Annotated in this window: 20 protein-coding genes; 8 read left to right on the forward strand and 12 right to left on the reverse strand. The window is 54.7% G+C overall.

Annotated elements, in window-relative coordinates; translation table 11 throughout:
* Window positions 1-264 precede the first annotated feature (264 nt).
* Entirely contained in the window at window positions 265-1,464 is a 1,200-nt protein-coding gene (gene mtnK / locus DOU50_RS13930; protein ID WP_148769592.1) for an S-methyl-5-thioribose kinase, read from the reverse strand.
* Window positions 1,465-1,567: 103 nt separating this feature from the next.
* Here mtnK and mtnA point away from each other — a divergent pair, with 103 nt between their 5' ends.
* A complete protein-coding gene (mtnA, locus tag DOU50_RS13935) occupies window positions 1,568-2,584 on the forward strand; it encodes an S-methyl-5-thioribose-1-phosphate isomerase (RefSeq protein ID WP_148769593.1) in 1,017 nt (338 codons plus the stop codon).
* A gap of 42 nt (window positions 2,585-2,626) precedes the next feature.
* The gene (locus DOU50_RS13940; protein ID WP_048226066.1) at window positions 2,627-3,097 is read left to right on the forward strand and encodes an SRPBCC family protein; all 471 of its coding nucleotides are present in this window, start codon (window positions 2,627-2,629) and stop codon (window positions 3,095-3,097) included.
* Between the two features lie 96 nt (window positions 3,098-3,193).
* Here DOU50_RS13940 and DOU50_RS13945 read toward each other — a convergent pair whose 3' ends face one another.
* The 3 genes from DOU50_RS13945 to DOU50_RS13955 are packed head-to-tail and all read right to left on the reverse strand — an operon-like array spanning window position 3,194 to window position 5,033.
* Window positions 3,194-3,736: a 1,2-dihydroxy-3-keto-5-methylthiopentene dioxygenase gene (locus DOU50_RS13945; protein WP_023315605.1), complete on the reverse strand. Its 543-nt coding sequence runs from the start codon at window positions 3,734-3,736 to the stop codon at window positions 3,194-3,196.
* Entirely contained in the window at window positions 3,733-4,422 is a 690-nt protein-coding gene (mtnC, locus tag DOU50_RS13950) for an acireductone synthase (RefSeq protein WP_024906997.1), read from the reverse strand. Before mtnC ends, DOU50_RS13945 begins: the two co-directional genes overlap by 4 nt.
* Window positions 4,419-5,033, reverse strand: coding sequence for a methylthioribulose 1-phosphate dehydratase (locus DOU50_RS13955; protein WP_061715768.1), 615 nt, complete (start codon window positions 5,031-5,033; stop codon window positions 4,419-4,421). The genes mtnC and DOU50_RS13955 overlap by 4 nt, the downstream gene beginning before the upstream one ends.
* Before the next feature lie 123 nt (window positions 5,034-5,156).
* Here DOU50_RS13955 and DOU50_RS13960 point away from each other — a divergent pair, with 123 nt between their 5' ends.
* Window positions 5,157-6,317 carry a pyridoxal phosphate-dependent aminotransferase gene (locus tag DOU50_RS13960; RefSeq protein ID WP_090417822.1) on the forward strand — a complete coding sequence of 387 codons (1,161 nt, stop codon included), beginning with the start codon at window positions 5,157-5,159 and terminating at the stop codon, window positions 6,315-6,317.
* Here DOU50_RS13960 and DOU50_RS13965 read toward each other — a convergent pair whose 3' ends face one another.
* The 3 genes from DOU50_RS13965 to citR all read right to left on the reverse strand — a co-directional run bounded on the left by DOU50_RS13965 (window position 6,318) and on the right by citR (window position 9,226).
* A complete protein-coding gene (locus tag DOU50_RS13965; protein WP_048990011.1) occupies window positions 6,318-6,944 on the reverse strand; it encodes an IbrB-like domain-containing protein in 627 nt (208 codons plus the stop codon). It abuts the gene before it with no gap.
* Window positions 6,929-8,152 carry a phosphoadenosine phosphosulfate reductase gene (locus DOU50_RS13970; RefSeq protein ID WP_148769594.1) on the reverse strand — a complete coding sequence of 408 codons (1,224 nt, stop codon included), beginning with the start codon at window positions 8,150-8,152 and terminating at the stop codon, window positions 6,929-6,931. The genes DOU50_RS13965 and DOU50_RS13970 overlap by 16 nt, the downstream gene beginning before the upstream one ends.
* A 174-nt stretch (window positions 8,153-8,326) precedes the next feature.
* On the reverse strand, window positions 8,327-9,226 hold the full coding sequence (gene citR, locus DOU50_RS13975; RefSeq protein WP_148769595.1) for a DNA-binding transcriptional repressor CitR: 900 nt from the start codon (window positions 9,224-9,226) through the stop codon (window positions 8,327-8,329).
* 622 nt (window positions 9,227-9,848) lie between these two features.
* On the opposite strand from citR, the gene ahpC reads away from it, so the two are divergent.
* Together ahpC and ahpF are read left to right on the forward strand one after the other, a co-directional pair.
* Window positions 9,849-10,412 (forward strand): alkyl hydroperoxide reductase subunit C, encoded by a 564-nt coding sequence (gene ahpC / locus DOU50_RS13980; protein ID WP_008501015.1) that lies wholly within the window; start codon window positions 9,849-9,851, stop codon window positions 10,410-10,412.
* A gap of 186 nt (window positions 10,413-10,598) precedes the next feature.
* The gene (gene ahpF, locus DOU50_RS13985; protein WP_148769596.1) at window positions 10,599-12,164 is read left to right on the forward strand and encodes an alkyl hydroperoxide reductase subunit F; all 1,566 of its coding nucleotides are present in this window, start codon (window positions 10,599-10,601) and stop codon (window positions 12,162-12,164) included.
* A gap of 60 nt (window positions 12,165-12,224) precedes the next feature.
* Here the strand turns inward: ahpF and uspG are convergent, their stop codons facing one another.
* Window positions 12,225-12,653: a universal stress protein UspG gene (gene uspG / locus DOU50_RS13990; protein WP_023310731.1), complete on the reverse strand. Its 429-nt coding sequence runs from the start codon at window positions 12,651-12,653 to the stop codon at window positions 12,225-12,227.
* A gap of 180 nt (window positions 12,654-12,833) precedes the next feature.
* Between uspG and DOU50_RS13995 the strand changes: the two genes are divergently transcribed.
* Entirely contained in the window at window positions 12,834-14,072 is a 1,239-nt protein-coding gene (locus tag DOU50_RS13995) for a zinc-dependent alcohol dehydrogenase (protein ID WP_148769597.1), read from the forward strand.
* A gap of 10 nt (window positions 14,073-14,082) precedes the next feature.
* Here the strand turns inward: DOU50_RS13995 and yldA are convergent, their stop codons facing one another.
* Window positions 14,083-14,172 (reverse strand): small membrane protein YldA, encoded by a 90-nt coding sequence (gene yldA / locus DOU50_RS23975; protein WP_008501020.1) that lies wholly within the window; start codon window positions 14,170-14,172, stop codon window positions 14,083-14,085.
* Between the two features lie 139 nt (window positions 14,173-14,311).
* Complete coding sequence (gene rnk / locus DOU50_RS14000) at window positions 14,312-14,722, reverse strand: nucleoside diphosphate kinase regulator (protein WP_024907006.1); 411 nt, start codon at window positions 14,720-14,722, stop codon at window positions 14,312-14,314.
* A gap of 246 nt (window positions 14,723-14,968) precedes the next feature.
* Here rnk and DOU50_RS14005 point away from each other — a divergent pair, with 246 nt between their 5' ends.
* A complete protein-coding gene (locus DOU50_RS14005; RefSeq protein WP_148769598.1) occupies window positions 14,969-15,586 on the forward strand; it encodes a flavin reductase family protein in 618 nt (205 codons plus the stop codon).
* Here the strand turns inward: DOU50_RS14005 and rna are convergent.
* Together rna and dcuC are read right to left on the reverse strand one after the other, a co-directional pair.
* Window positions 15,580-16,389 (reverse strand): ribonuclease I, encoded by an 810-nt coding sequence (rna, locus tag DOU50_RS14010; RefSeq protein ID WP_148769599.1) that lies wholly within the window; start codon window positions 16,387-16,389, stop codon window positions 15,580-15,582. The genes DOU50_RS14005 and rna overlap by 7 nt on opposite strands.
* Before the next feature lie 94 nt (window positions 16,390-16,483).
* Window positions 16,484-17,851, reverse strand: coding sequence for an anaerobic C4-dicarboxylate transporter DcuC (dcuC, locus tag DOU50_RS14015; RefSeq protein WP_032649567.1), 1,368 nt, complete (start codon window positions 17,849-17,851; stop codon window positions 16,484-16,486).
* Window positions 17,852-18,244: 393 nt separating this feature from the next.
* Between dcuC and pagP the strand changes: the two genes are divergently transcribed.
* Window positions 18,245-18,862: a lipid IV(A) palmitoyltransferase PagP gene (pagP, locus tag DOU50_RS14020; RefSeq protein ID WP_080350496.1), complete on the forward strand. Its 618-nt coding sequence runs from the start codon at window positions 18,245-18,247 to the stop codon at window positions 18,860-18,862.
* The last annotated feature ends 129 nt before the right edge of the window (window positions 18,863-18,991 follow it).

The raw sequence follows: 18,991 nt of genomic DNA on the forward strand, positions 1-18,991 counted from the left end.
AAACGGGTGCGCTGGTGCCTGCCGCGCCGGCGAAAATGATGGATACCCGCCCGAATCGCCCGCAGGTGATCCAGTCGTGTGACGTGTTCGTGGATGCGCAGGGAATTATCTACAGCACGGACTATAACGGTGGGCTGTCGGTGATTGAGTATTTGGGGTGAGTGCGGTTTGATGCCCTCACCCCGGCCCTCTCCCACAGGGAGAGGGAGAAAATCAGAATCGTAGGCCCGGTAAGCGCAGCGCCACCGGGCACAAAGCCGGCACTCAGCTGTACTGCCGTACCCGCGCCACCAGATCTTCCGCGTTGTCGATACGGTCAGCAATAACAATCAGCGCCTTGCCGAGCGTTATCGCGTGGCGAAGGCATTCGTGGCGCATCGCCTCGTCCTGAATGGTGTCGATATCCGCGACGTGGGAAAGCCCGACGCTGCGGCGAATCAGCTCGGTGCCGCAGAATCCAATGGCGTCATGCCAGACCTTTTTCAGGAAGGCGGAGGCATAGCCCGGCACGCTGAGCGCGGCATCGCGCGTTTTCTCGTGTGCCAGCGCCTGGAAGCGCTCCGCGAAGGTGTTCCACAGTTCCTGAATATCGGTCAGTCGCTGTTCGCGGGCGGCGGCGGCATCGCGAATGCCCAGATGTCCCGGCAGGCCGCAGAAGTTCAGCAGCAGGTTGCCGATAGCGGTGCCGACGTCAAAGCCAATCGGGCCGAAATAGCTGAACTCGGCGTCGATGGCCTTCAGGCTGCCGTCGGCCACAAAAATCGAGCCGCTGTGAATGTCTCCGTGCAGCAGGGCTTCAGCCTGAGAAAAGAAACGGTGCTTCAGGGAGGCCACGGCAATTTTCAGCTGGGTGTCGTCGCGCAGCGCGGCAACGTCATTTTCCAGATCGGCCGGGTAGCTGTTGCGTTCGTGGATCTGGTACGGATCGTTGAAAAACAGATCTTCGGTGATCTCGCACATCTCCGGGTTGATGAATTTTGCCACCTGCGCTTTTTTCTCGTGCGGGTGCAGGTAGAAATCGCTGGTGTGGAACAGCGCGTGCGCGAGGTATTCACCTAGCTGACGCGCCGCCTGAGGGTAGTAGATGTTGCCGATCAGCTCGCCGCGCCAGATGCGATGGCTGGAGAGATCTTCCATCACCATCACCGCCAGTTCCGGGTCGAAGTGATGAATTTTCACCGTGTGCTGCGGGCTGTGTCGGTAGTGCTCGACCAGGGTTTGCGCCTCCAGACGGGCGCGGTCCAGCGTCAGCGGCCAGGACTCGCCGACGCAGCGCACGTAGGGCAGCGCCTGCTTAACGATGATGCGGCTCACACCCGCGCTGTCGAAGATTTTGAACACCAGATTGAGGTTGCCGTCGCCTACCTCCTGCGCCTCCACCAGCGATGAAGGATCGTCAAGGCCGCCAAACTGCCTGGCATACTCCACGGCGTCCTGAGCGGTAAAGGTACGGTATTGCGACATGGCCTGCTCCTCACGGTTTGCTAATAAAGACATGTAGACGTCTATACATCTGGATTTCATCCTGACACAATGTGCTACAACAACGCAACAGGGAATTAACGACATGCAGACATTACAGACGACCAGCCTGCGGGTAGCGGATAATCAGCTCTTTATTCTCGACCAGCAGGCTCTTCCGCAGGAGAAACGCTGGCTTGATGCCTCAACGGTAGTGGCACTGGTCGGGCATATTCACGCCCTGCGGGTGCGCGGCGCGCCGCTGATTGGTCTCTCTGCAAGTCTGCTGCTGGCGCTGCTGGCGGAAAACGGCAAAAGCCGCGACGAGCTGGCGGTTGCGCTGGAAACCCTGCGCGCATCCCGCCCGACGGCGGTGAACCTGATGAACAACCTTGACCGCATGAAGATTGCGCTGTGGCAGGAAGAGTATGTTCCGGCGCTGGTCGCGGAGGCGCTGCGCCTGATCGACGAAGACAAACGGCTCTGTGACGCGATTGCGCAAGCGGGCAGCGCGCTGGTGAAGCCCGGCAGCCGCCTGCTCACCCACTGCAACACCGGCGGGCTGGCAACGGCGGGCGTCGGTACGGCGCTGGGCGTGATTGCTCGCGCGCAACAGGAGGGCAAGGTCAGCAACGTCTGGGTCGATGAAACCCGTCCGCTGCTGCAGGGCGGTAGATTGACCGCGTGGGAGCTCGGCGAGCTGGGCGTGCCGTATCAGCTGATTACCGATTCCATGGCCGCCAGCCTGATGGCGAAAGGGCAGGTGGACGCCGTGTGGGTGGGCGCAGACCGCATTGCCGCCAACGGCGACGTGGCGAACAAGATCGGCACCTATTCCCTGGCGGTGCTGGCGAAGTTCCACGGCATTCCGTTCTACGTGGCCGCGCCGCAAACGACCCTCGATCCGGACTGCCCGAACGGCGACGCGATCCCGATTGAGCAGCGCGCCGCCAGCGAGGTGACGGGCGTAGCCGGAAGCTTTGGCGAGGTGCAGTGGGCGCCGGAAGATGCACGGGTTTATAACCCGGCGTTTGACGTTACCCCTGCCTCGCTGATTAGCGGCTGGGTGCTGGATACGGGCGTGGTCACGCCGGAAGCGGTGGCAAACGGGAAATTCGCCTGAGTCCGGCTATCCTTTAAGGGGTTCCCTTAAGAGGACATTATCGTGACGCTCGATCCTGAAACTGACTTAAAACTGGAGCGCGTGGTGGACGCACCGCGCGATCTGCTGTGGCTCTGCTGGACCACGCCGGAACACATCAAAAACTTTTTCATTCCTGCTCCCCATAAGGTGACCGAATGCGACCTCGATCTGCGCGTGGGCGGACGGTTCAACACCGTGTTTGAGGTGGACGGTCAGCGGATGGATAACCGGGGTGTGTTCCTTGAAATCGATCCGGGGAAAAAGCTGGTCTTTACCGACGGCTATACCGAAGGCTGGAAACCGGCCGAGAAGCCGTTTATGACGGCGATCCTGCTGCTGGAAGAGGTGGGCGAGGGCAAAACCCGCTACACGGCGATTGCGCGTCACCCCACGAAGGAAATCCGCGAGCAGCACGAGCAGATGGGCTTCCACGAAGGGTGGGGGATTGTGCTGGATCAGCTGGTTGAGTATGTGAAGGGGTTGAAGCGTTGAAGCTCGAGCGGCCTGATGCCCTCACCCCGACCCTCTCCCACAGGGAGAGGGAGCAAACACTAAAAACGGCAGCTATAGCTGCCGTTTTGCTTTTACCTATGCCAGCCGTGGATACGCGTCCGCGATCGCATCACCCGTAAACTGGGCCACCCAGCCTTCCGGATTGTCGAAAATACGAATCGCCGTAAAGTTCGGCTCTGAGCCCATATCAAACCAGTGCGGCGTGCCCGCAGGAACGGAAATCAGGTCGTTTTTCTCGCACAGTACCTGATACACCTCATCGCCAATGTGCAGGCAGAACAAGCCCGCGCCTTCCACGAAAAAGCGTACTTCGTCTTCACCGTGGGTGTGTTCGTTCAGGAACTTCGCGCGCAGCGCCTCTTTCTGCGGATTGTCGGCACGCAGGCTGATCACGTCCCAGCTCTGGTAACCCTTCTCTGCGACCAGTTTGTCGATCGCATGTTGATACGCCGCGATCACGGCTTCAGGCGCGGGATCGTGTCCTAAATCGCGATCCGCCGCCCAGCGTTCAAACCGCACGCCTTTCGCGTTGAGCTGTTGGGCAATCTCGGCGGCGTCGGTACTGTGCCACTGGTGTTGACTGGCGTCTTTATCGGAATAAATGGTCAATGCGCTCATGAAGGGATCTGCTCCGGGTTAATCTCGTCAAACTGGTGGACCTGATGGTGGTGGCTTGCGCCGTCATCATCACCGCGAATCAGCTGCAGGGTACGAAAACCTGCCTGTTCAGCTGCGTCCAGCTCCTGATGAATATCGGAGAGGAACAGGATCTGCGACGGGGCGATGCCCGTTTGCGCCGCAATGTTCTGATACGACTGCACCTCGCGCTTGGCGCCGATGTGGGTGTCGAAATAGCCGCTGAACAGATGAGTAATATCACCTTCGTCGCTGTAGCCAAATAACAGTTTCTGCGCAGCAACGGAACCAGAGGAATAAACATAGAGATCAATCCCTTGCGCTTTCCATTTTTCCAGCGCGGGCAGCACGTCCGGGTAGAGATGGCCGGTAAAGTCGCCGTTGACGTAGCCGTCGTGCCAGATGATCCCCTGCAGCGCTTTTAGCGCAGTAGATTTGCGGTCTTCATCCATAAAGGCAAACAGGGCGTCGATAAGCTCGCTGACGCTGGCGTGCGGATTACCGATTTCATCACGCAGGTTGTCCAGAATGGATGTGACCGGCTCGGCGTACTGCTGCGCGGTCACGAAGGCCGCCAGCCGCTCACGCGCGTAGGGGAACAAAACATCATGGACAAAACGAATATCGCTGGTGGTGCCTTCAATATCCGTCACAATCGCGCGAATCATACTCTCTCCAGTTGTCGTAAACGCATTTCACATTCAAACAGGAATTCCAGTCCTTCCAGATGACGGCGGGCTTCGGCCACATCGCGTCCCCAGCAGGTTAAGCCATGGCCGCGCAGAAGAAAACCATAATTAAGCGGGCGTTCCTGCGCGTAATGGGCGATTCGCGAGGCGAGGGCGTCAATGTCCTGGTCGTTATCGAAGACCGGGATAGCCACCGTATCCAGATGCGTGGTCTGCCCGGTGAGGGATTTTTGCATCTCAAAGCCGCTGATGTTGAGCTCGGCTTCTTTGACCAGACGCGAGAGCACCGTGGCGTTGACCGTATGAACGTGCAGGACGGCGTTGGCCTCAGGAAACAGACGATAGATAAGGGTGTGCAGCCCGGTCTCCGCCGACGGTCTGCGGCCAGACGGCGCGCGGTTGGTGGCGATCTCCACCTGGAGAAAATCCTCCGTCGTCAGGCTGCCTTTGTCTTTGCCCGATTCGCTGAGCCAGCAGAGGCGTTCGTCCTGACGCACCGACATATTGCCCCCGGTGGCGGGTGCCCAGCCTTTGGCGCCAATCCAGCGGCAGGCGTCGACCAGATGCGTGAGTTGCAGGTTGTCTGTCATTTTCCTTTTACCCTCTCGGACAGGAATATTCATATTGTTTAGACGTCTAAGCGTCTTGATTGCCAAAGACTAACATCGTGTTATAGTGGCAGCAACATAAGTATTACAAGCAGGCACAACACAATGAGCATTAACGCATTGATTCCGCAAAGTAAACTTCCCAATCTCGGTACCACCATCTTTACGCAGATGAGCGCCCTGGCGCAGCAGCACAACGCCATTAACCTTTCTCAGGGATTTCCGGATTTCGACGGGCCGACCTATCTGCAGGAGCGTCTGGCGTACCACGTGGCGCAGGGGGCGAATCAGTATGCGCCAATGACGGGCGTGCAGGCGCTGCGGGAAGCCATTGCGGATAAAACGGCTGAGCTGTATGGCCATAGGCCCGATGCGAACAGCGACATTACGGTGACGGCAGGGGCGACCGAAGCGCTGTATGCGGCCATCACCGCCCTGGTGCGGGCGGGCGATGAAGTCATCTGCTTTGACCCGAGCTACGACAGCTATGCGCCTGCGGTTGAACTCTCCGGCGGCGTGGTGAAACGCGTGGCGTTACAGCCACCGCATTTCCGCCCCGACTGGCAGGCGTTTGCTGCGCTGCTGAGCGACAAAACCCGGCTGGTGATCCTGAATACCCCGCACAATCCGTCGGCGACGGTGTGGCAGAAAACGGACTTCGCCGCGCTGTGGCAGGCGATTGCCGAACGTGAAATCTACGTGCTGAGCGATGAAGTTTACGAGCACATCTGCTTTGCAGAAGAGGGACACGCCAGCGTGCTGGCCCATCCGCAGCTTCGCGAGCGCGCTATCGCCGTCTCGTCGTTCGGTAAGACCTACCATATGACCGGCTGGAAAGTGGGTTACTGCGTCGCACCGGCCGCCATTAGCGCTGAGCTGCGCAAGGTGCATCAGTACCTGACGTTTGCCGTAAACACGCCGGCTCAGCTGGCGCTGGCGGATATGCTGCGCGCGGAGCCCGAGCATTACCGCGAGCTGCCGCACTTCTATCGTGAACGTCGGGATCTGTTTGTGGCTGCGTTAAGTAAAAGCCGTCTGGAAATTTTGCCGTCTGAAGGAACCTACTTCCTGCTCGCGGACTACAGCGCGATTTCCGATCTGGACGACGTCAGCTTTTGCCAGTGGTTGACAAAAGAGGTGGGGGTGGCCGCCATTCCGCTGTCGGTGTTCTGCGCCGATCCCTTCCCGCATAAGCTGATCCGCCTTTGCTTTGCGAAGCAGGAATCGACGCTGCTGGCGGCGGCAGAGCGTTTGAACACGCTCTGATTATTTCACCGTCCAGGCTTCGGAATAGCGACGGTCTGCAAACAGCATCAGCAGACCGTTGATTTGCTTGAGACGCAGAACCTCGTCGCTGTCCATCCCCAGCTCTTTGCCAATTCGCTCATCGTTCCAGCCGAGCTGTGCCAGTTCGCGCACGATATCCGACATGGCGTTAATCTGGTGCCGACCCCGCGCCCGGTTGTGACGGATCGTGGCGGCCATACGGTCATGCTTTTCCTGTCGATCCTGGCGCAGGCAGGTGACGGGGAGATATCCCCTGAGCTGACGCTTCAACGCCGCCCGAGTTTTGCCGATTTCATGGCGGTGGAAACCATCCACAATTTCGTAATGTTGCGGTTCACTTTCCGTCACGACAATAGGTTGGGTGAATCCATCGAGTTCCAGCGACTTGCTGAGCAGCCGTTTTTCTGGAGGGGCAACGTTATTGGGGTTGTAGTCGTTAGCGGTAATCGCGTCCTGTTTGATCCAAAGCACGCAGTCTATCGGTTGCTCACGAAAAGGACTGTTTCGATGGATCGCTTCACGAAAAGCATTGATGGCGTTAATCCGATCCTCTTCGGGAAGAGACTGAAGGTACGTTTCGATCTCGGTGATTAATCGTTGTCGCATAATATGCCCCACTCCTTGCGTTTCGCCTTCACTCTTTCACTGTAGCGCTGATAATGTTTGGGTTTATTTGGGCTGAACGACAGCGCTCTGCACCAGTAGTCGTTATTAAGGATAACCTTGCAAATACGGCGCCATGAGGGAATGTCTTTGGCACCAATATCACCGTCCTGGGTGTCGGGAATATCCTCTATGCCTTTCTTCTGATACCAGCGCAGGTAAATGGCGATTTTATTGCGGTAATGCTCAGCCGTATTTTGCGGCATGCTGTCGAGCAGCAGCAGGGCATATTCGCGCCAGCAGAGGTGATCGGGTTTCAGGATTTTCCGGTGTCCGTAAAAATGGTTATCGTGCCCGGCGTAAATTCCTCCGCTGCGTACGCCGCTCACGCGCTCGCACATGGCCGCCCAGCGATCGGGCTCAACAACATGGTAGAGCCATAATCCCTGACGCTGCTCCGGACCAAAGGGCTCACAAATACGCATATAGCGGGGCGGCACGCCAGCCTGGAACATCAGGTCATAGAGTGGGTTATAGCAACATCCCGATTTGGCGAACCAGGTCCAGATATCGGCGGTTTTCCAGTCGTAGAGAGGATAAACATACCAGGCATGTCCCCCCGGTGCGACGGTTGTCCAGGGTTTATCATCGGCAAACCGCTGCTTACGCGCCGACGCGATAGCCAGAAAACGGTTGTAAGACTCATCGGCGCGGATGCCAATCATCACCGCCGCCGGGCGATTGTGAGAGAACCAGTCGGAGAAGCTGCGAACAAAAGTTTCAAACGTCATGCCGGGCTGGTAGAAGGGAAAAAAAGCGGGATCGGTTATCGCACCGTCAGGGGGCTGGCGGACCCATCGGGTGCCGGGTTCCCAGCATTGCCATTCCGGCTGAAATTGCGACAGGGAATTTTGCGTTGTCAGGGGAAGCGCGACCCACCAGAAATGGCCGATGATATCGCTGTATAACTCGCGCATACGTTCAACATGGGTGATGGTATGGCTAAACTGCGCTTCCCAGTCGATAAAGAGAACGTCTATTTTTATATTCATCTGTCGCGCCTGCCGGGCAACCAGGTGCAGCATGGTGGTGGAGTCTTTACCTCCTGAAAAAGAGACACAGATCCGGGGCAAATTTTCGAGGGTCCATTTTATTCGTTCCCGAGCCGCAGAAAGAACATCCTGATTAAGAGGATACTTATAAATTGACATATTTGTTCTCATTCTGAGGAATAAATACCAGACGTTAGTGTCAATGCTAGAGTGAGAATGATATCAGTCAATAATTTATGATGTGTATAAAGTTAATGTTGAATGTTTATATAACGATGGTGTATGTTTCTGGAAAAGGTGGTTCCCATCCTGTGGGAAAACCACGCTAACATCTCACGGTAAAGTTATTTCTTCAATAAAACTCGCGAATGCTGAGCTATTCAGTGCGGAGCGATTATACATCATGTAAATATCAATGCTGGGAAATTGAATGTCTGTCTCTACTTTGCGCAGGTTAAGCGCTGGACCATATTGTTCAAAGGCCGGCGTGGGCGCTAACCCTATGAGGTCGGATGAACTGATCACCGACAGAAGGGATATAAAAGAGTCGCTTCGATAAACGATATTTCTTTCGGTTAACAGGCTCTCGGCTTTTTCCTGGTAGTCTTTGACGCTGTTCTCATCGCTCAGGTAGGCGGTGAAATGTTCATTCAGAATCTCTTCACGCGTGGGATTTCCGCTCAAGCGGGGATGATCATTCCGGCAAACGAGCACAAAAGGCAGCTTATGGAAAAGGCTGGAGGCAATTGAGCGACTGCTTGAGGAGGCAAAAGAAAATATCAGGTCGGCTTTTCGGTAAGCCAGGAGATCTTCTGCTGAATCAGGGGCAAGAAAAACATCATGTAATTCAACCGAATAGTTATACTTGTTCATGAGCAGTTTCATTGGCTCAAGCATCGTTTTGGTGCTCATAAACTGCGGGCAGTAAATGACAAAATTCTTCTTCAACCCGCTGCTGTGCATGATATTGATAGTCTGCTCAAGCTGGTTCAGGTTCTGTTCCAGATGATGATGCAAATTGACGCCGACGGTCGTGGGCGTGATCCCTTTACCGGAACGGATAAACAGAGGATCGTTGAGTTGTCCTCGCAGGCGTTGCAGTGACTGACTCACGGCAGAGGGTGTGATATACAGCGTCTCGGCGGCTTTACTGATACTAAGATGTTGGTAAATGCACTCGAAAATGACTAACAGATTAAGATCGAATTTTTTAAGGTCGTAGAGGTTTGCCATGTTTCGTCCTGAGGATGCTGTGTTTGCTGTGGTTATCACATCACTGATAACTATAGTTTGAAGTTAACCATTTACAATCCTTTCGATTAACCCTCTTAAATTTAAATTAAATTCACCTTAATATATCACGACGCCAGATTATTGAAATAGTGCTTCAAGGAATATGAAGGTAATTTTATCTCAGATGTTTCAATGAGCATTTTTAATAACAATTGTCATTTATATATTGAGGTATTTTTATAATGAAAATAAATTTATAACGTCCCGAAATGATGTTTGGCAAAACCTATCGCAGCCATAGGCAGGAATACCTCTCTTATGGATTGCCCAATTCCTGAACGGGTGGTGTAATCAAAGGGCTGTTACCCCTTGATATAAAGGGTTGTAGAGCGCAACGCAACGCCAGCTTCGGCTGGCACTGAATGTACCTGCGGGGAATTCAGGTATCAGGGCCGCCCGTTGAGGCGGCCTTTTTACTTTCAGGCTTTCCTGTAAAAGGTTCACCTTGTTGTCTTGTCGACGTTGTAAGGTTTGGCTGATTGATTTGATAAAGCATACGCATTAGCCCCGATGGATAAAGTTGGTTACCTTACATCTCAACGAAAACACGGAGGAAGTACAGATGTCTTTGATTAACACTAAAATTAAACCTTTCAAAAACCAGGCGTTCAAAAACGGTGAGTTCATCGAAGTAACCGAGAAAGATACCGAAGGTCGCTGGAGCGTCTTCTTCTTCTATCCGGCTGACTTCACCTTCGTTTGCCCGACCGAACTGGGCGACGTGGCTGACCATTATGACGAACTGCAGAAGCTGGGCGTAGACGTTTACTCTGTGTCTACCGATACCCACTTCACCCACAAAGCATGGCACAGCAGCTCTGAAACCATCGCAAAAATCAAATACGCGATGATCGGCGACCCGACTGGCGCCCTGACCCGTAACTTCGACAACATGCGTGAAGATGAAGGCCTGGCTGACCGCGCCACCTTCGTTGTTGACCCGCAGGGTATTATCCAGGCTATCGAAGTTACCGCTGAAGGTATCGGCCGTGATGCGTCTGACCTGCTGCGTAAAGTGAAAGCAGCGCAGTACGTGGCTTCTCACCCAGGCGAAGTGTGCCCGGCGAAATGGAAAGAAGGCGAAGCGACTCTCGCTCCATCCTTAGACCTGGTCGGCAAGATCTAAGTCTGTAAAGCCTGGCGGGGCTGCGCTTGCACAGGCCTACAGTATCGTAGGCCGGGTAAACGAAGTGCCTCCCGCAATCAATGGGCGCCCCCGCGCCCATTTCATTCCAGCACCATGATGCAAGTTGCATTCAGGCCGCCTGTGTAAGGCAGCTTGCATGATGACGTTTTAAGAGAGGGAAGAATAATGCTCGACACTAATATGAAAACCCAGCTCAAGGCCTATCTTGAGAAACTGACCAAACCCGTTGAGCTGATTGCCACGCTGGACGACAGCGCGAAATCGGCAGAGATCAAGGAACTGCTGGCTGAGATCGCCGAACTGTCGCCAAAAGTGACCTTCAAAGAAGATAATTCGCTTAACGTCCGTAAGCCTTCTTTCCTGATTACTAACCCAGGCTCTGAGCTGGGGCCGCGCTTTGCCGGCTCGCCGCTGGGTCACGAATTTACCTCGCTGGTGCTGGCGCTGCTGTGGACCGGTGGTCATCCGTCGAAAGAGGCGCAGGCGCTGCTGGAGCAGATCCGCGATATCGACGGCGATTTTGAGTTTGAAACCTATTATTCGCTCTCCTGCCACAACTGTCCGGACGTGGTGCAGGCGCTGAACCTGATGTCGGTCCTCAACCCGCGCATCAAGCACACGGCAATTGACGGCGGTACCTTCCAGAATGAAATCACCGATCGCAACGTGATGGGCGTTCCGGCGGTGTATCTGAACGGTCAGGAATTCGGTCAGGGTCGTATGACGCTGACGGAAATCGTCGCCAAAGTGGATACCGGTGCCGAAAAACGTGCCGCAGAAGCGCTGAACAAACGCGATGCCTACGACGTGCTGATCGTCGGTTCCGGTCCGGCGGGCGCGGCGGCGGCAGTGTACTCAGCGCGTAAAGGGATCCGCACTGGCCTGATGGGCGAGCGTTTCGGTGGCCAGGTACTGGATACCGTGGACATTGAAAACTATATCTCCGTGCCGAAAACCGAAGGTCAGAAGCTGGCGGGGGCGCTGAAGGCGCACGTCAGCGACTACGACGTGGACGTGATCGACAGCCAGAGCGCCAGCAGGCTGGTACCTGCTGCGGTTGAGGGTGGTTTACACCACATTGAAACCGCCTCCGGCGCGGTGCTGAAAGCGCGCAGCATCATCATTGCCACCGGTGCGAAATGGCGCAACATGAACGTCCCGGGTGAAGATCAGTATCGCACCAAAGGCGTGACCTACTGCCCGCACTGCGACGGCCCGCTGTTTAAAGGTAAACGCGTGGCGGTGATCGGCGGAGGTAACTCCGGCGTGGAAGCGGCTATCGACCTGGCGGGGATTGTTGAACACGTCACCCTTCTGGAGTTCGCACCAGAGATGAAGGCCGACCAGGTTCTGCAGGACAAAGTTCGCAGCCTGAAAAACGTCGACATCATACTGAACGCGCAGACCACGGAAGTGAAGGGCGACGGCAGCAAGGTGACCGGTCTGGAATACCGTGACCGCGTGAGCGGCGACGTTCACAGCGTGCAGCTTTCAGGGATCTTCGTGCAGATTGGTCTGCTGCCAAACACCACCTGGCTGGAAGGCGCGATTGAGCGCAACCGCATGGGCGAAATCATCATCGATGCGAAGTGTGAAACCAGCGTGAAGGGCGTGTTTGCGGCGGGTGACTGTACTACCGTGCCGTACAAACAGATCATCATCGCCACGGGCGAAGGGGCGAAGGCGTCGCTGAGTTCGTTTGACTATCTGATTCGCACCAAAACCGCATAAGAAAAGAAAGTAAGGCGATACCTGCAATAGCGAGAGGCCACCGAAAGGTGGCCTCTTTTTTTATCTGACGACCATCACCGGTATGTGTGTGTGGCGGATCACGCTGGAGGCGTTAGAGCCCAGCAGATGTGTGGTAATGGAAGGGTTGCGCGAACCGATGACCACCACGTCTGCCTTCAGCTCGTTCGCCAGTTCATTTACCGCATCACGTACGCTGCCGAATCTGACGTGCGTTTTGATCCGTGAAGGGTCAATACTGAAGTGGCTGACCATGGTTTGCAGACGCGTTTCCGCTTCATGCTGCAAATGCTCCTCGAAGCGGCGCACATCGGCAGCGAAGCGGTGCAGGCTCAGGCTGGCTGATCCCGGGAGCACGTGCAACAGATGGATGACACCGTCCTGCTGCGCCAGGAACTCCGCGTGGCGAACGGCCTTGTCGCTCAACTCCATCTCAAAAACATCAACCGGCATAATGATTCTCTGATACATACCCGTTTCTCCTTGTTTATAAACGCTGTACTCATTCAACCACAAAATATTAATGGTTTCTGTAAGCGCCCCGTCAGTTTTCTTATCTCGCCAGGATAAATCTCAAAAGACCCGTATTCCGGGGCAGACCTTCATGGGTAGCTACCCTTATAGACTTACCTGGAACCTTTCGGAGGTCGCATGAAAGCACTTACGTATCACGGTCCGCACCATGTTCGCGTCGAGAATGTCCCTGACCCCAGCATCGAACAGCCCGACGATATCATTCTGCGCGTCACGGCCACGGCGATCTGCGGCTCCGATTTGCATCTCTATCGCGGAAAGATCCCGAAGGTGCAGCACGGCGATATTTTTGGCCATGAGTTTATGGGGGAAATCGTCGAGTGCGGTGCAGAGGTAAAGAATTTGCAAAAAGGCGATCGCGTGGTGATCCCCTTTGTCATCGCCTGCGGGGACTGTTTCTTCTGTCGTCTGCAGCAATACGCGGCCTGTGAGAATACCAATGCCGGGCAGGGCGCCGCGCTGAACAAAAAGCAAATCCCCGCGCCGGCCGCGCTGTTTGGCTATAGCCACCTCTACGGCGGTGTGCCGGGGGGACAGGCGGAATACGTTCGCGTGCCGAAGGGGAACGTCGGACCGTTTAAAGTCCCGCAGCTTCTTTCTGATGATAAAGCACTTTTCCTTTCCGACATTTTGCCCACGGCCTGGCAGGCGGCAAAAAATGCGCAGATTGCAAAAGGTTCAAGCGTAGCCGTTTTCGGCGCCGGGCCGGTGGGGCTACTGACCATTGCCTGCGCGCGGCTGCTTGGGGCTGAGCAGATCTTTGTTATCGATCACCACCCGTACCGTTTGCGATTTGCCGAGGCGCGTTACGGCGCAATTCCCATCAACTTTGATGATGACAACGACGCCTCGGAAAAAATCATCGAGCAGACCGCGGGTCAGCGCGGCGTTGACGCCGTGATTGATGCGGTCGGGTTTGAAGCGAAAGGCAGCACCACGGAAACGATCCTCAGCAATCTAAAAATTGAAGGCAGCAGCGGCAAAGCGTTGCGTCAATGCATTGCTGCCGTGCGGCGCGGTGGGGTAGTTAGCGTACCCGGCGTGTACGCCGGGTTTATCCATGGCTTCCTGTTTGGCGATGCCTTTGATAAGGGGCTGACGTTTAAGATGGGTCAGACGCACGTCCATGCCTGGCTGGGTGAACTGTTACCGCTGATCGAAAAAGGGCTGCTTACGCCGGAAGAGATCGTGACCCATTATCTCCCCCTTGCGGATGCGGAACGCGCCTATAAGATTTTCGAAAAACGGGAGGAGGAGTGCCGGAAGGTGATTCTGGTCCCGGGGGCAGACACGCCCGAAGCCGCAGAGCAGACCGTTAAGGGCCTGGTGAATGCCTTCCCGGGTGGGGTGGCCTGAGAATGTTCGCTTACCAGTGGCGTTCAAGATAGAGCACGGCCGTGACGATAATCGCCACAAAAATCAGAAAGATAAGTGTGATAACGCCTATCTCACTCATGACCGTCCCCGCGGCACTAAAACAGATTAAGCGTGGATTAAGGCCATTTTGCGCGGTATAGGAAAATCGTGTGAATTTGCGGAAAGAGGATGCGGTGGCATCCTCTGTGCAAAGCGGATAGGCGCTTATTCAGAAGAGATTAACGCAGGTAATCGCCTGCGGCTTCTGGCTGGTAGAGCAGCTCCAGCACTTCCAGATGGGTCGAAGCGCCGCCCGGCAATTCCCAGTGGATCGTATCCCCCGTACGCAGTCCCAGCAGTGCGGCACCCACAGGCGCAAGCACAGAAAGCTGTGCGCTGCTGTCGGTCATCTGCGCCGGGTAAACCAGCGTGCGGGTCAGCTCTTCACCGGTGGTCAGATTGCGGAATTTCACCTGGCTATTCATAGTGACTACGTCATGCGGCATCGTCTCAGGCGTGCACATCTGTGCCCGGTCGAGCTCCTCATTCAGGGCGTCGGCCACGGGGAGCGAGGCAAATTCCGCTTTTTCCAGCAGCCTGTCGATACGTTCTGCGTCGAGCTCATTGATGATAATGGTAGGTCTGGACATTTTTTACTCCATGTCGTTAATGCTGCGTCTAACGCAGAAACTGATCCAAAAGAAAACCCTCGCCGTCTGGCAGCGAGGGTTTAACTCTCCCGATGATACTGGCTGAGCGCGCAAGTTTGAAGTGATGAAAGTCACATTCATGGTCCATATGAATTTTCGCTGAAATTTATTCAGTCTTCATTCCTGGCGGAATACGTTACGCTGAGTGTCCTGAATCCGGGTGTTGCCCGCCAACGAGAGAGCACTATGTACTTCTATCAACCGTCTCAGGGACACGGCCTGCCGCACGATCCGCTGAACGCCATTATTGGACCACGTCCGATAGGCTGGATCTCCTCATGCGATAAGGCCGGTCAGCTGAACCTTGCGCCGTATAGCTTCTTTAACTGCTTTAACTATCGCCCGCCGATCATCGGCTTTTCCAGCAACGGCTGGAAGGACAGCGTGCGTAATATTACTGAGACAAAAGAGTTTGTCTGGAATCTGGCGACGCGCGATCTCGCGCAAGCGATGAACCAAACCTCCGCGATGCTTCCCCACGATCGGGATGAATTTAGCTTTGCCGGACTCACGCCAGCGGCCAGCCAGCTGGTTAACGCCCCACGCGTTGCAGAAAGCCCGGTGAATTTTGAGTGTCGACTGTCGCAGTGCATTCAGCTTACCGGTGCCGACGGTACGCCGGTGGAGACGTGGCTGGTGTTGGGGGAGGTGGTCGGAATTCATATTGCCGAAACGCTGCTGGAAGAGGGGATATACCAGACGGCGAAAGCGCAGCCCATCCTGCGTGCGGGGGGGCCGACGGCGTACTATGGCATCAGCGATGAAAACCGGTTTGATATGGTGCGCCCGGGCGCGGATCAGTAGCCGGCTTTATCAATCACGAATTGGTTTCCGCAGTTACCCGGATGTGGCTGCGGGGCAAACGAGGTCGCAGAAAGCGGGTTGTTAATGGCGTTTGCCTTCAGCGAAATCTGCATCTCGGTGAGATACGCCGGATTGCCGTTGCAGGTCAGCTTGAACGCTTTGACGTTCTCGTTGCCCCAGCTTTTGGCCACGGCGCTGTCAAAATCACTACGATTGACGGGTTTCCCGTAGTTATCGGCGAGGAATTTTCCGACCGCACTGTTTTTAACTTCCTGATTCATCCGCACCATCGTGCCGAAATAGGCATCCGGGTCAAAACCAAAGCAGACGCCATGTTTGGCGTATTCGTAGCGTTCCAGGCAGGAATTCCCGCCCGCGCCCGGCATCACGTCATTGAGCTTTGCGGCAGCGGAAAGCGACAGTCCGGTTTCGGCGGCATCGCATTTGCGGCTGGCCTTCACTTCCGGCATGTTCGGAATGGGGCGTGTGGCGCAGCCAAAACGCATCCATCGACGGTCATCCACGCCGCGTGCGGCAATAGATTTCGGCAGGCCGGGCCATAACCCGTGAACGGTCAGAAAATCGGCTTTATTCTCGCGCTCTTTTTGCAGGCGACATTCGTCAGGTTCATTACGGTTGCGCTCGACCATGCTCTGGCAAAACCCGGTTTGCCAGGACAAAGCCAGCACATAGCGATCGAAATCGCCATACTGGGTTGCCTTCAGCGGTTCCGCCTGTGCGGAGAAGATACAGAGTGCAAGCGCCATTGCGCCAGACGGGATGACGATATCCTTCCTGAACATATGATTTCCTGATCGAATGAGCGTGATTAATTTCTGAGGGTTATTAAAGCATAAAAAGCGCCCGCAGGCGCTTTTTGGATATCCCTAATTTAGCTTAGGCCGCGCCGGGAACCAGCACTTCCGTGGCGATAATCACGATAATCAGGCCAACCATAACGGGCACTGAGGTACGTTTTACCACTTCGAATGGTGAGATTTTCGCCATCCCGGCAACGGCGACAACCACGCCTGATACCGGGGAGATGGTACGGCCCAGGTTTGACGCTTGCAGCATGGGTATGGAGAGATAGGCCGGGTTAATACCAGAGGAGTGAGCCAGTTTCGGGATCATCTCAACGAAAGCGTAGAAAGGCGCATTACCGGAACCCGTGGTCATCGCCGCCAGCATGGTGAGCACCACCAGAACCAGCATCAGGATAATACTGGCCGATCCGAACGAGGTGGCGATAGAGATCAGGCTCTGGATAAAGCCGATGGTGCTCAGACCCTGGGCAAAAACGCCTGCTGCCACCAGCAGCATCACCACGCCAGCGAAGGCATCCGCCATACCGCGATAGGCAACTTCCAGACCCGAGAACACCTTTTGCGTATTAAAACCACGCACAAATTCCAGCACGGCAGCCAGCAGCATGCAGATAACCAGAATGGTGATGATGTGCAGCTGCGGACCCCATTTGCCGTCAAAAATCAGCACCCCGATAATCGGCGTGAAGGGCAGAATGGCATAAAACGCGGGAGCGGTAGTGGTGATTTCACTCACGTCCATCATTTCATGGCTGATGTTTTCTTTCTTATCGAGATAGCGCTGCCAGAAGAAATGCGCGATACCCATGCCGACAATGGCAACAATGGAGATCGGCAGTGTGGTTTTAAAGGCGAAGTCGATGAGCGACATCTCCGCTGCCTTTGCCGCCAGCACGACGTCGCCGGAGGTAGGGGAAAGAATAATCGCGGCCGGAGACGCGCAAATGGCTGCTGCCGCGCCGCGGCTGATACCGACGTTTACCATGACCGGGAACAGGGTCGCCATCAGCAGTACGCCAAGTCCGGTAGCCGACGAAACGGCCAGCGACATCAGGCAGGCGAGGAAATAGGCGGCGACCATCAGCAGATACGGCGAGTTAATGTACTGCAGGGGTTTTGAGGCAAGTTTAACGACCATGTCGTTGGCGCCGATGTGGGTCATGTAGGCCGCAAAACCACACAGCATCATGATCATCATGCCCAGATCGCCGCCGCGGCTCATGAGCAATATTTTAATGTATTCAACAATATCTGTAGCGGTGTAACCGGTGCTCGTGGCGCTGGCAGGTAACACCTGGTGCCCCATCAGTGCGCTGATAATCAACAGCGTTAAACCGCCAACAAATAATACGCCCGTGGCCGAGTAGCCTTTAATGATGTAGCGCGCGACGCCGACAATGACGACGACTCCAATAAGGAGTTCGAATAGCGTAAGCATGATTTCCCCTGTATCTCTGCTGCAGTGGAGCACAAAAAATCAATAAAAAAAGAAGGATGGAAATGTGCCGAATAATTGGCCTGTTCTTGCTGATTAAAATCAATAAACAGACGACTAGAGAACAGAACAAGCGTGTTTTTGCCATGGCCCATACATTTATACCATGAGGGTCTTGACCATCAGAAATGGCGCAATGTGTCCCAATAATGATAACAAATTGTTAATGTTTTGTGTGGTTTTGCATGTCACTGATTACGAACGCTAAATGGGAAAAGTCACACCTCTTGTAGGCTTATTTGAGCATATCCCCCGATTTCTTTAAGAATATTCCCGGAAAATGGCCGAATAATTAGGAATAACGCCGATGCCGTTAAGCCTTGATTCAACTATTTTATGGTAAACTTTGCCTCGAATACTAAGAATGGTAATTGCATTGTGATCGTACGTAATACATTTTTCTCTGTTTTGTTGTTTATTTTTGGGCAGTTAACGTTTTCTTCTGTTGCACAGGCAGAAGGCAACGCGACGGACAAAGGCTGGTTCTCCACCTTTACGGATAATGTTTCCCAGACCTGGACGGCTCCTGAACATTATGATCTCTATGTTCCGGCAATAACGTGGCATGCGCGTTTTGCTTATGACAAAGAGAAAACCGATAAATACAACGAGCGTCCGTGGGGCGCGGGTTTTGGTCAGTCTCGCTGGGACGAAAAGGGAAACTGGCATGGCATCTATCTGATGGCCTTCAAAGACTCGTTTAATAAATGGGAGCCGATTGGGGGATATGGTTGGGAGAAAACCTGGCGTCCGCTAGCGGACGAGAACTTCCACGTCGGTTTGGGCTATACCGCCGGGGTCACTGCACGTGACAACTGGAACTACATCCCGATCCCGGTGCTGCTGCCTTTGGCCTCTATTGGCTATGGCCCCGCAACGTTCCAGATGACCTACATCCCGGGTACGTACAACAACGGAAACGTTTACTTCGCCTGGATGCGTTTTCAGTTTTAACTGACAAAACGTTACATAGTGGTGAAAAAACGCGCAGGCGTTGATTCATAAACGATAAAAATCTGCCAGTGAAAATTAACGCGACTTTAGTCACTTTTTATCAAAGATCCGCTGGACAAAAGGTCCCAC

This window comes from Enterobacter sp. C6, assembly GCF_008122455.1.
Taxonomy (GTDB): domain Bacteria; phylum Pseudomonadota; class Gammaproteobacteria; order Enterobacterales; family Enterobacteriaceae; genus Enterobacter; species Enterobacter pseudoroggenkampii.

What these genes read in the sequence shown, in the direction of transcription:
- mtnC (WP_024906997.1), bottom strand. Translation starts at nt 4,422, where the DNA reads ATGATTCGCGCGATTGTGACGGATATTGAAGGCACCACCAGCGATATT.
- DOU50_RS13995 (WP_148769597.1), top strand. Translation starts at nt 12,834, where the DNA reads ATGAAAGCACTTACGTATCACGGTCCGCACCATGTTCGCGTCGAGAAT.
- DOU50_RS13955 (WP_061715768.1), bottom strand. Translation starts at nt 5,033, where the DNA reads ATGACAGACAACCTGCAACTCACGCATCTGGTCGACGCCTGCCGCTGG.
- DOU50_RS13965 (WP_048990011.1), bottom strand. Translation starts at nt 6,944, where the DNA reads ATGCGACAACGATTAATCACCGAGATCGAAACGTACCTTCAGTCTCTT.
- DOU50_RS13945 (WP_023315605.1), bottom strand. Translation starts at nt 3,736, where the DNA reads ATGAGCGCATTGACCATTTATTCCGATAAAGACGCCAGTCAACACCAG.
- ahpF (WP_148769596.1), top strand. Translation starts at nt 10,599, where the DNA reads ATGCTCGACACTAATATGAAAACCCAGCTCAAGGCCTATCTTGAGAAA.
- uspG (WP_023310731.1), bottom strand. Translation starts at nt 12,653, where the DNA reads ATGTATCAGAGAATCATTATGCCGGTTGATGTTTTTGAGATGGAGTTG.
- pagP (WP_080350496.1), top strand. Translation starts at nt 18,245, where the DNA reads ATGGTAAACTTTGCCTCGAATACTAAGAATGGTAATTGCATTGTGATC.
- mtnA (WP_148769593.1), top strand. Translation starts at nt 1,568, where the DNA reads ATGCAGACATTACAGACGACCAGCCTGCGGGTAGCGGATAATCAGCTC.
- rna (WP_148769599.1), bottom strand. Translation starts at nt 16,389, where the DNA reads ATGTTCAGGAAGGATATCGTCATCCCGTCTGGCGCAATGGCGCTTGCA.
- rnk (WP_024907006.1), bottom strand. Translation starts at nt 14,722, where the DNA reads ATGTCCAGACCTACCATTATCATCAATGAGCTCGACGCAGAACGTATC.
- ahpC (WP_008501015.1), top strand. Translation starts at nt 9,849, where the DNA reads ATGTCTTTGATTAACACTAAAATTAAACCTTTCAAAAACCAGGCGTTC.
- citR (WP_148769595.1), bottom strand. Translation starts at nt 9,226, where the DNA reads ATGGCAAACCTCTACGACCTTAAAAAATTCGATCTTAATCTGTTAGTC.
- yldA (WP_008501020.1), bottom strand. Translation starts at nt 14,172, where the DNA reads ATGAGTGAGATAGGCGTTATCACACTTATCTTTCTGATTTTTGTGGCG.
- dcuC (WP_032649567.1), bottom strand. Translation starts at nt 17,851, where the DNA reads ATGCTTACGCTATTCGAACTCCTTATTGGAGTCGTCGTCATTGTCGGC.
- DOU50_RS13970 (WP_148769594.1), bottom strand. Translation starts at nt 8,152, where the DNA reads ATGTCAATTTATAAGTATCCTCTTAATCAGGATGTTCTTTCTGCGGCT.
- DOU50_RS13960 (WP_090417822.1), top strand. Translation starts at nt 5,157, where the DNA reads ATGAGCATTAACGCATTGATTCCGCAAAGTAAACTTCCCAATCTCGGT.
- mtnK (WP_148769592.1), bottom strand. Translation starts at nt 1,464, where the DNA reads ATGTCGCAATACCGTACCTTTACCGCTCAGGACGCCGTGGAGTATGCC.
- DOU50_RS14005 (WP_148769598.1), top strand. Translation starts at nt 14,969, where the DNA reads ATGTACTTCTATCAACCGTCTCAGGGACACGGCCTGCCGCACGATCCG.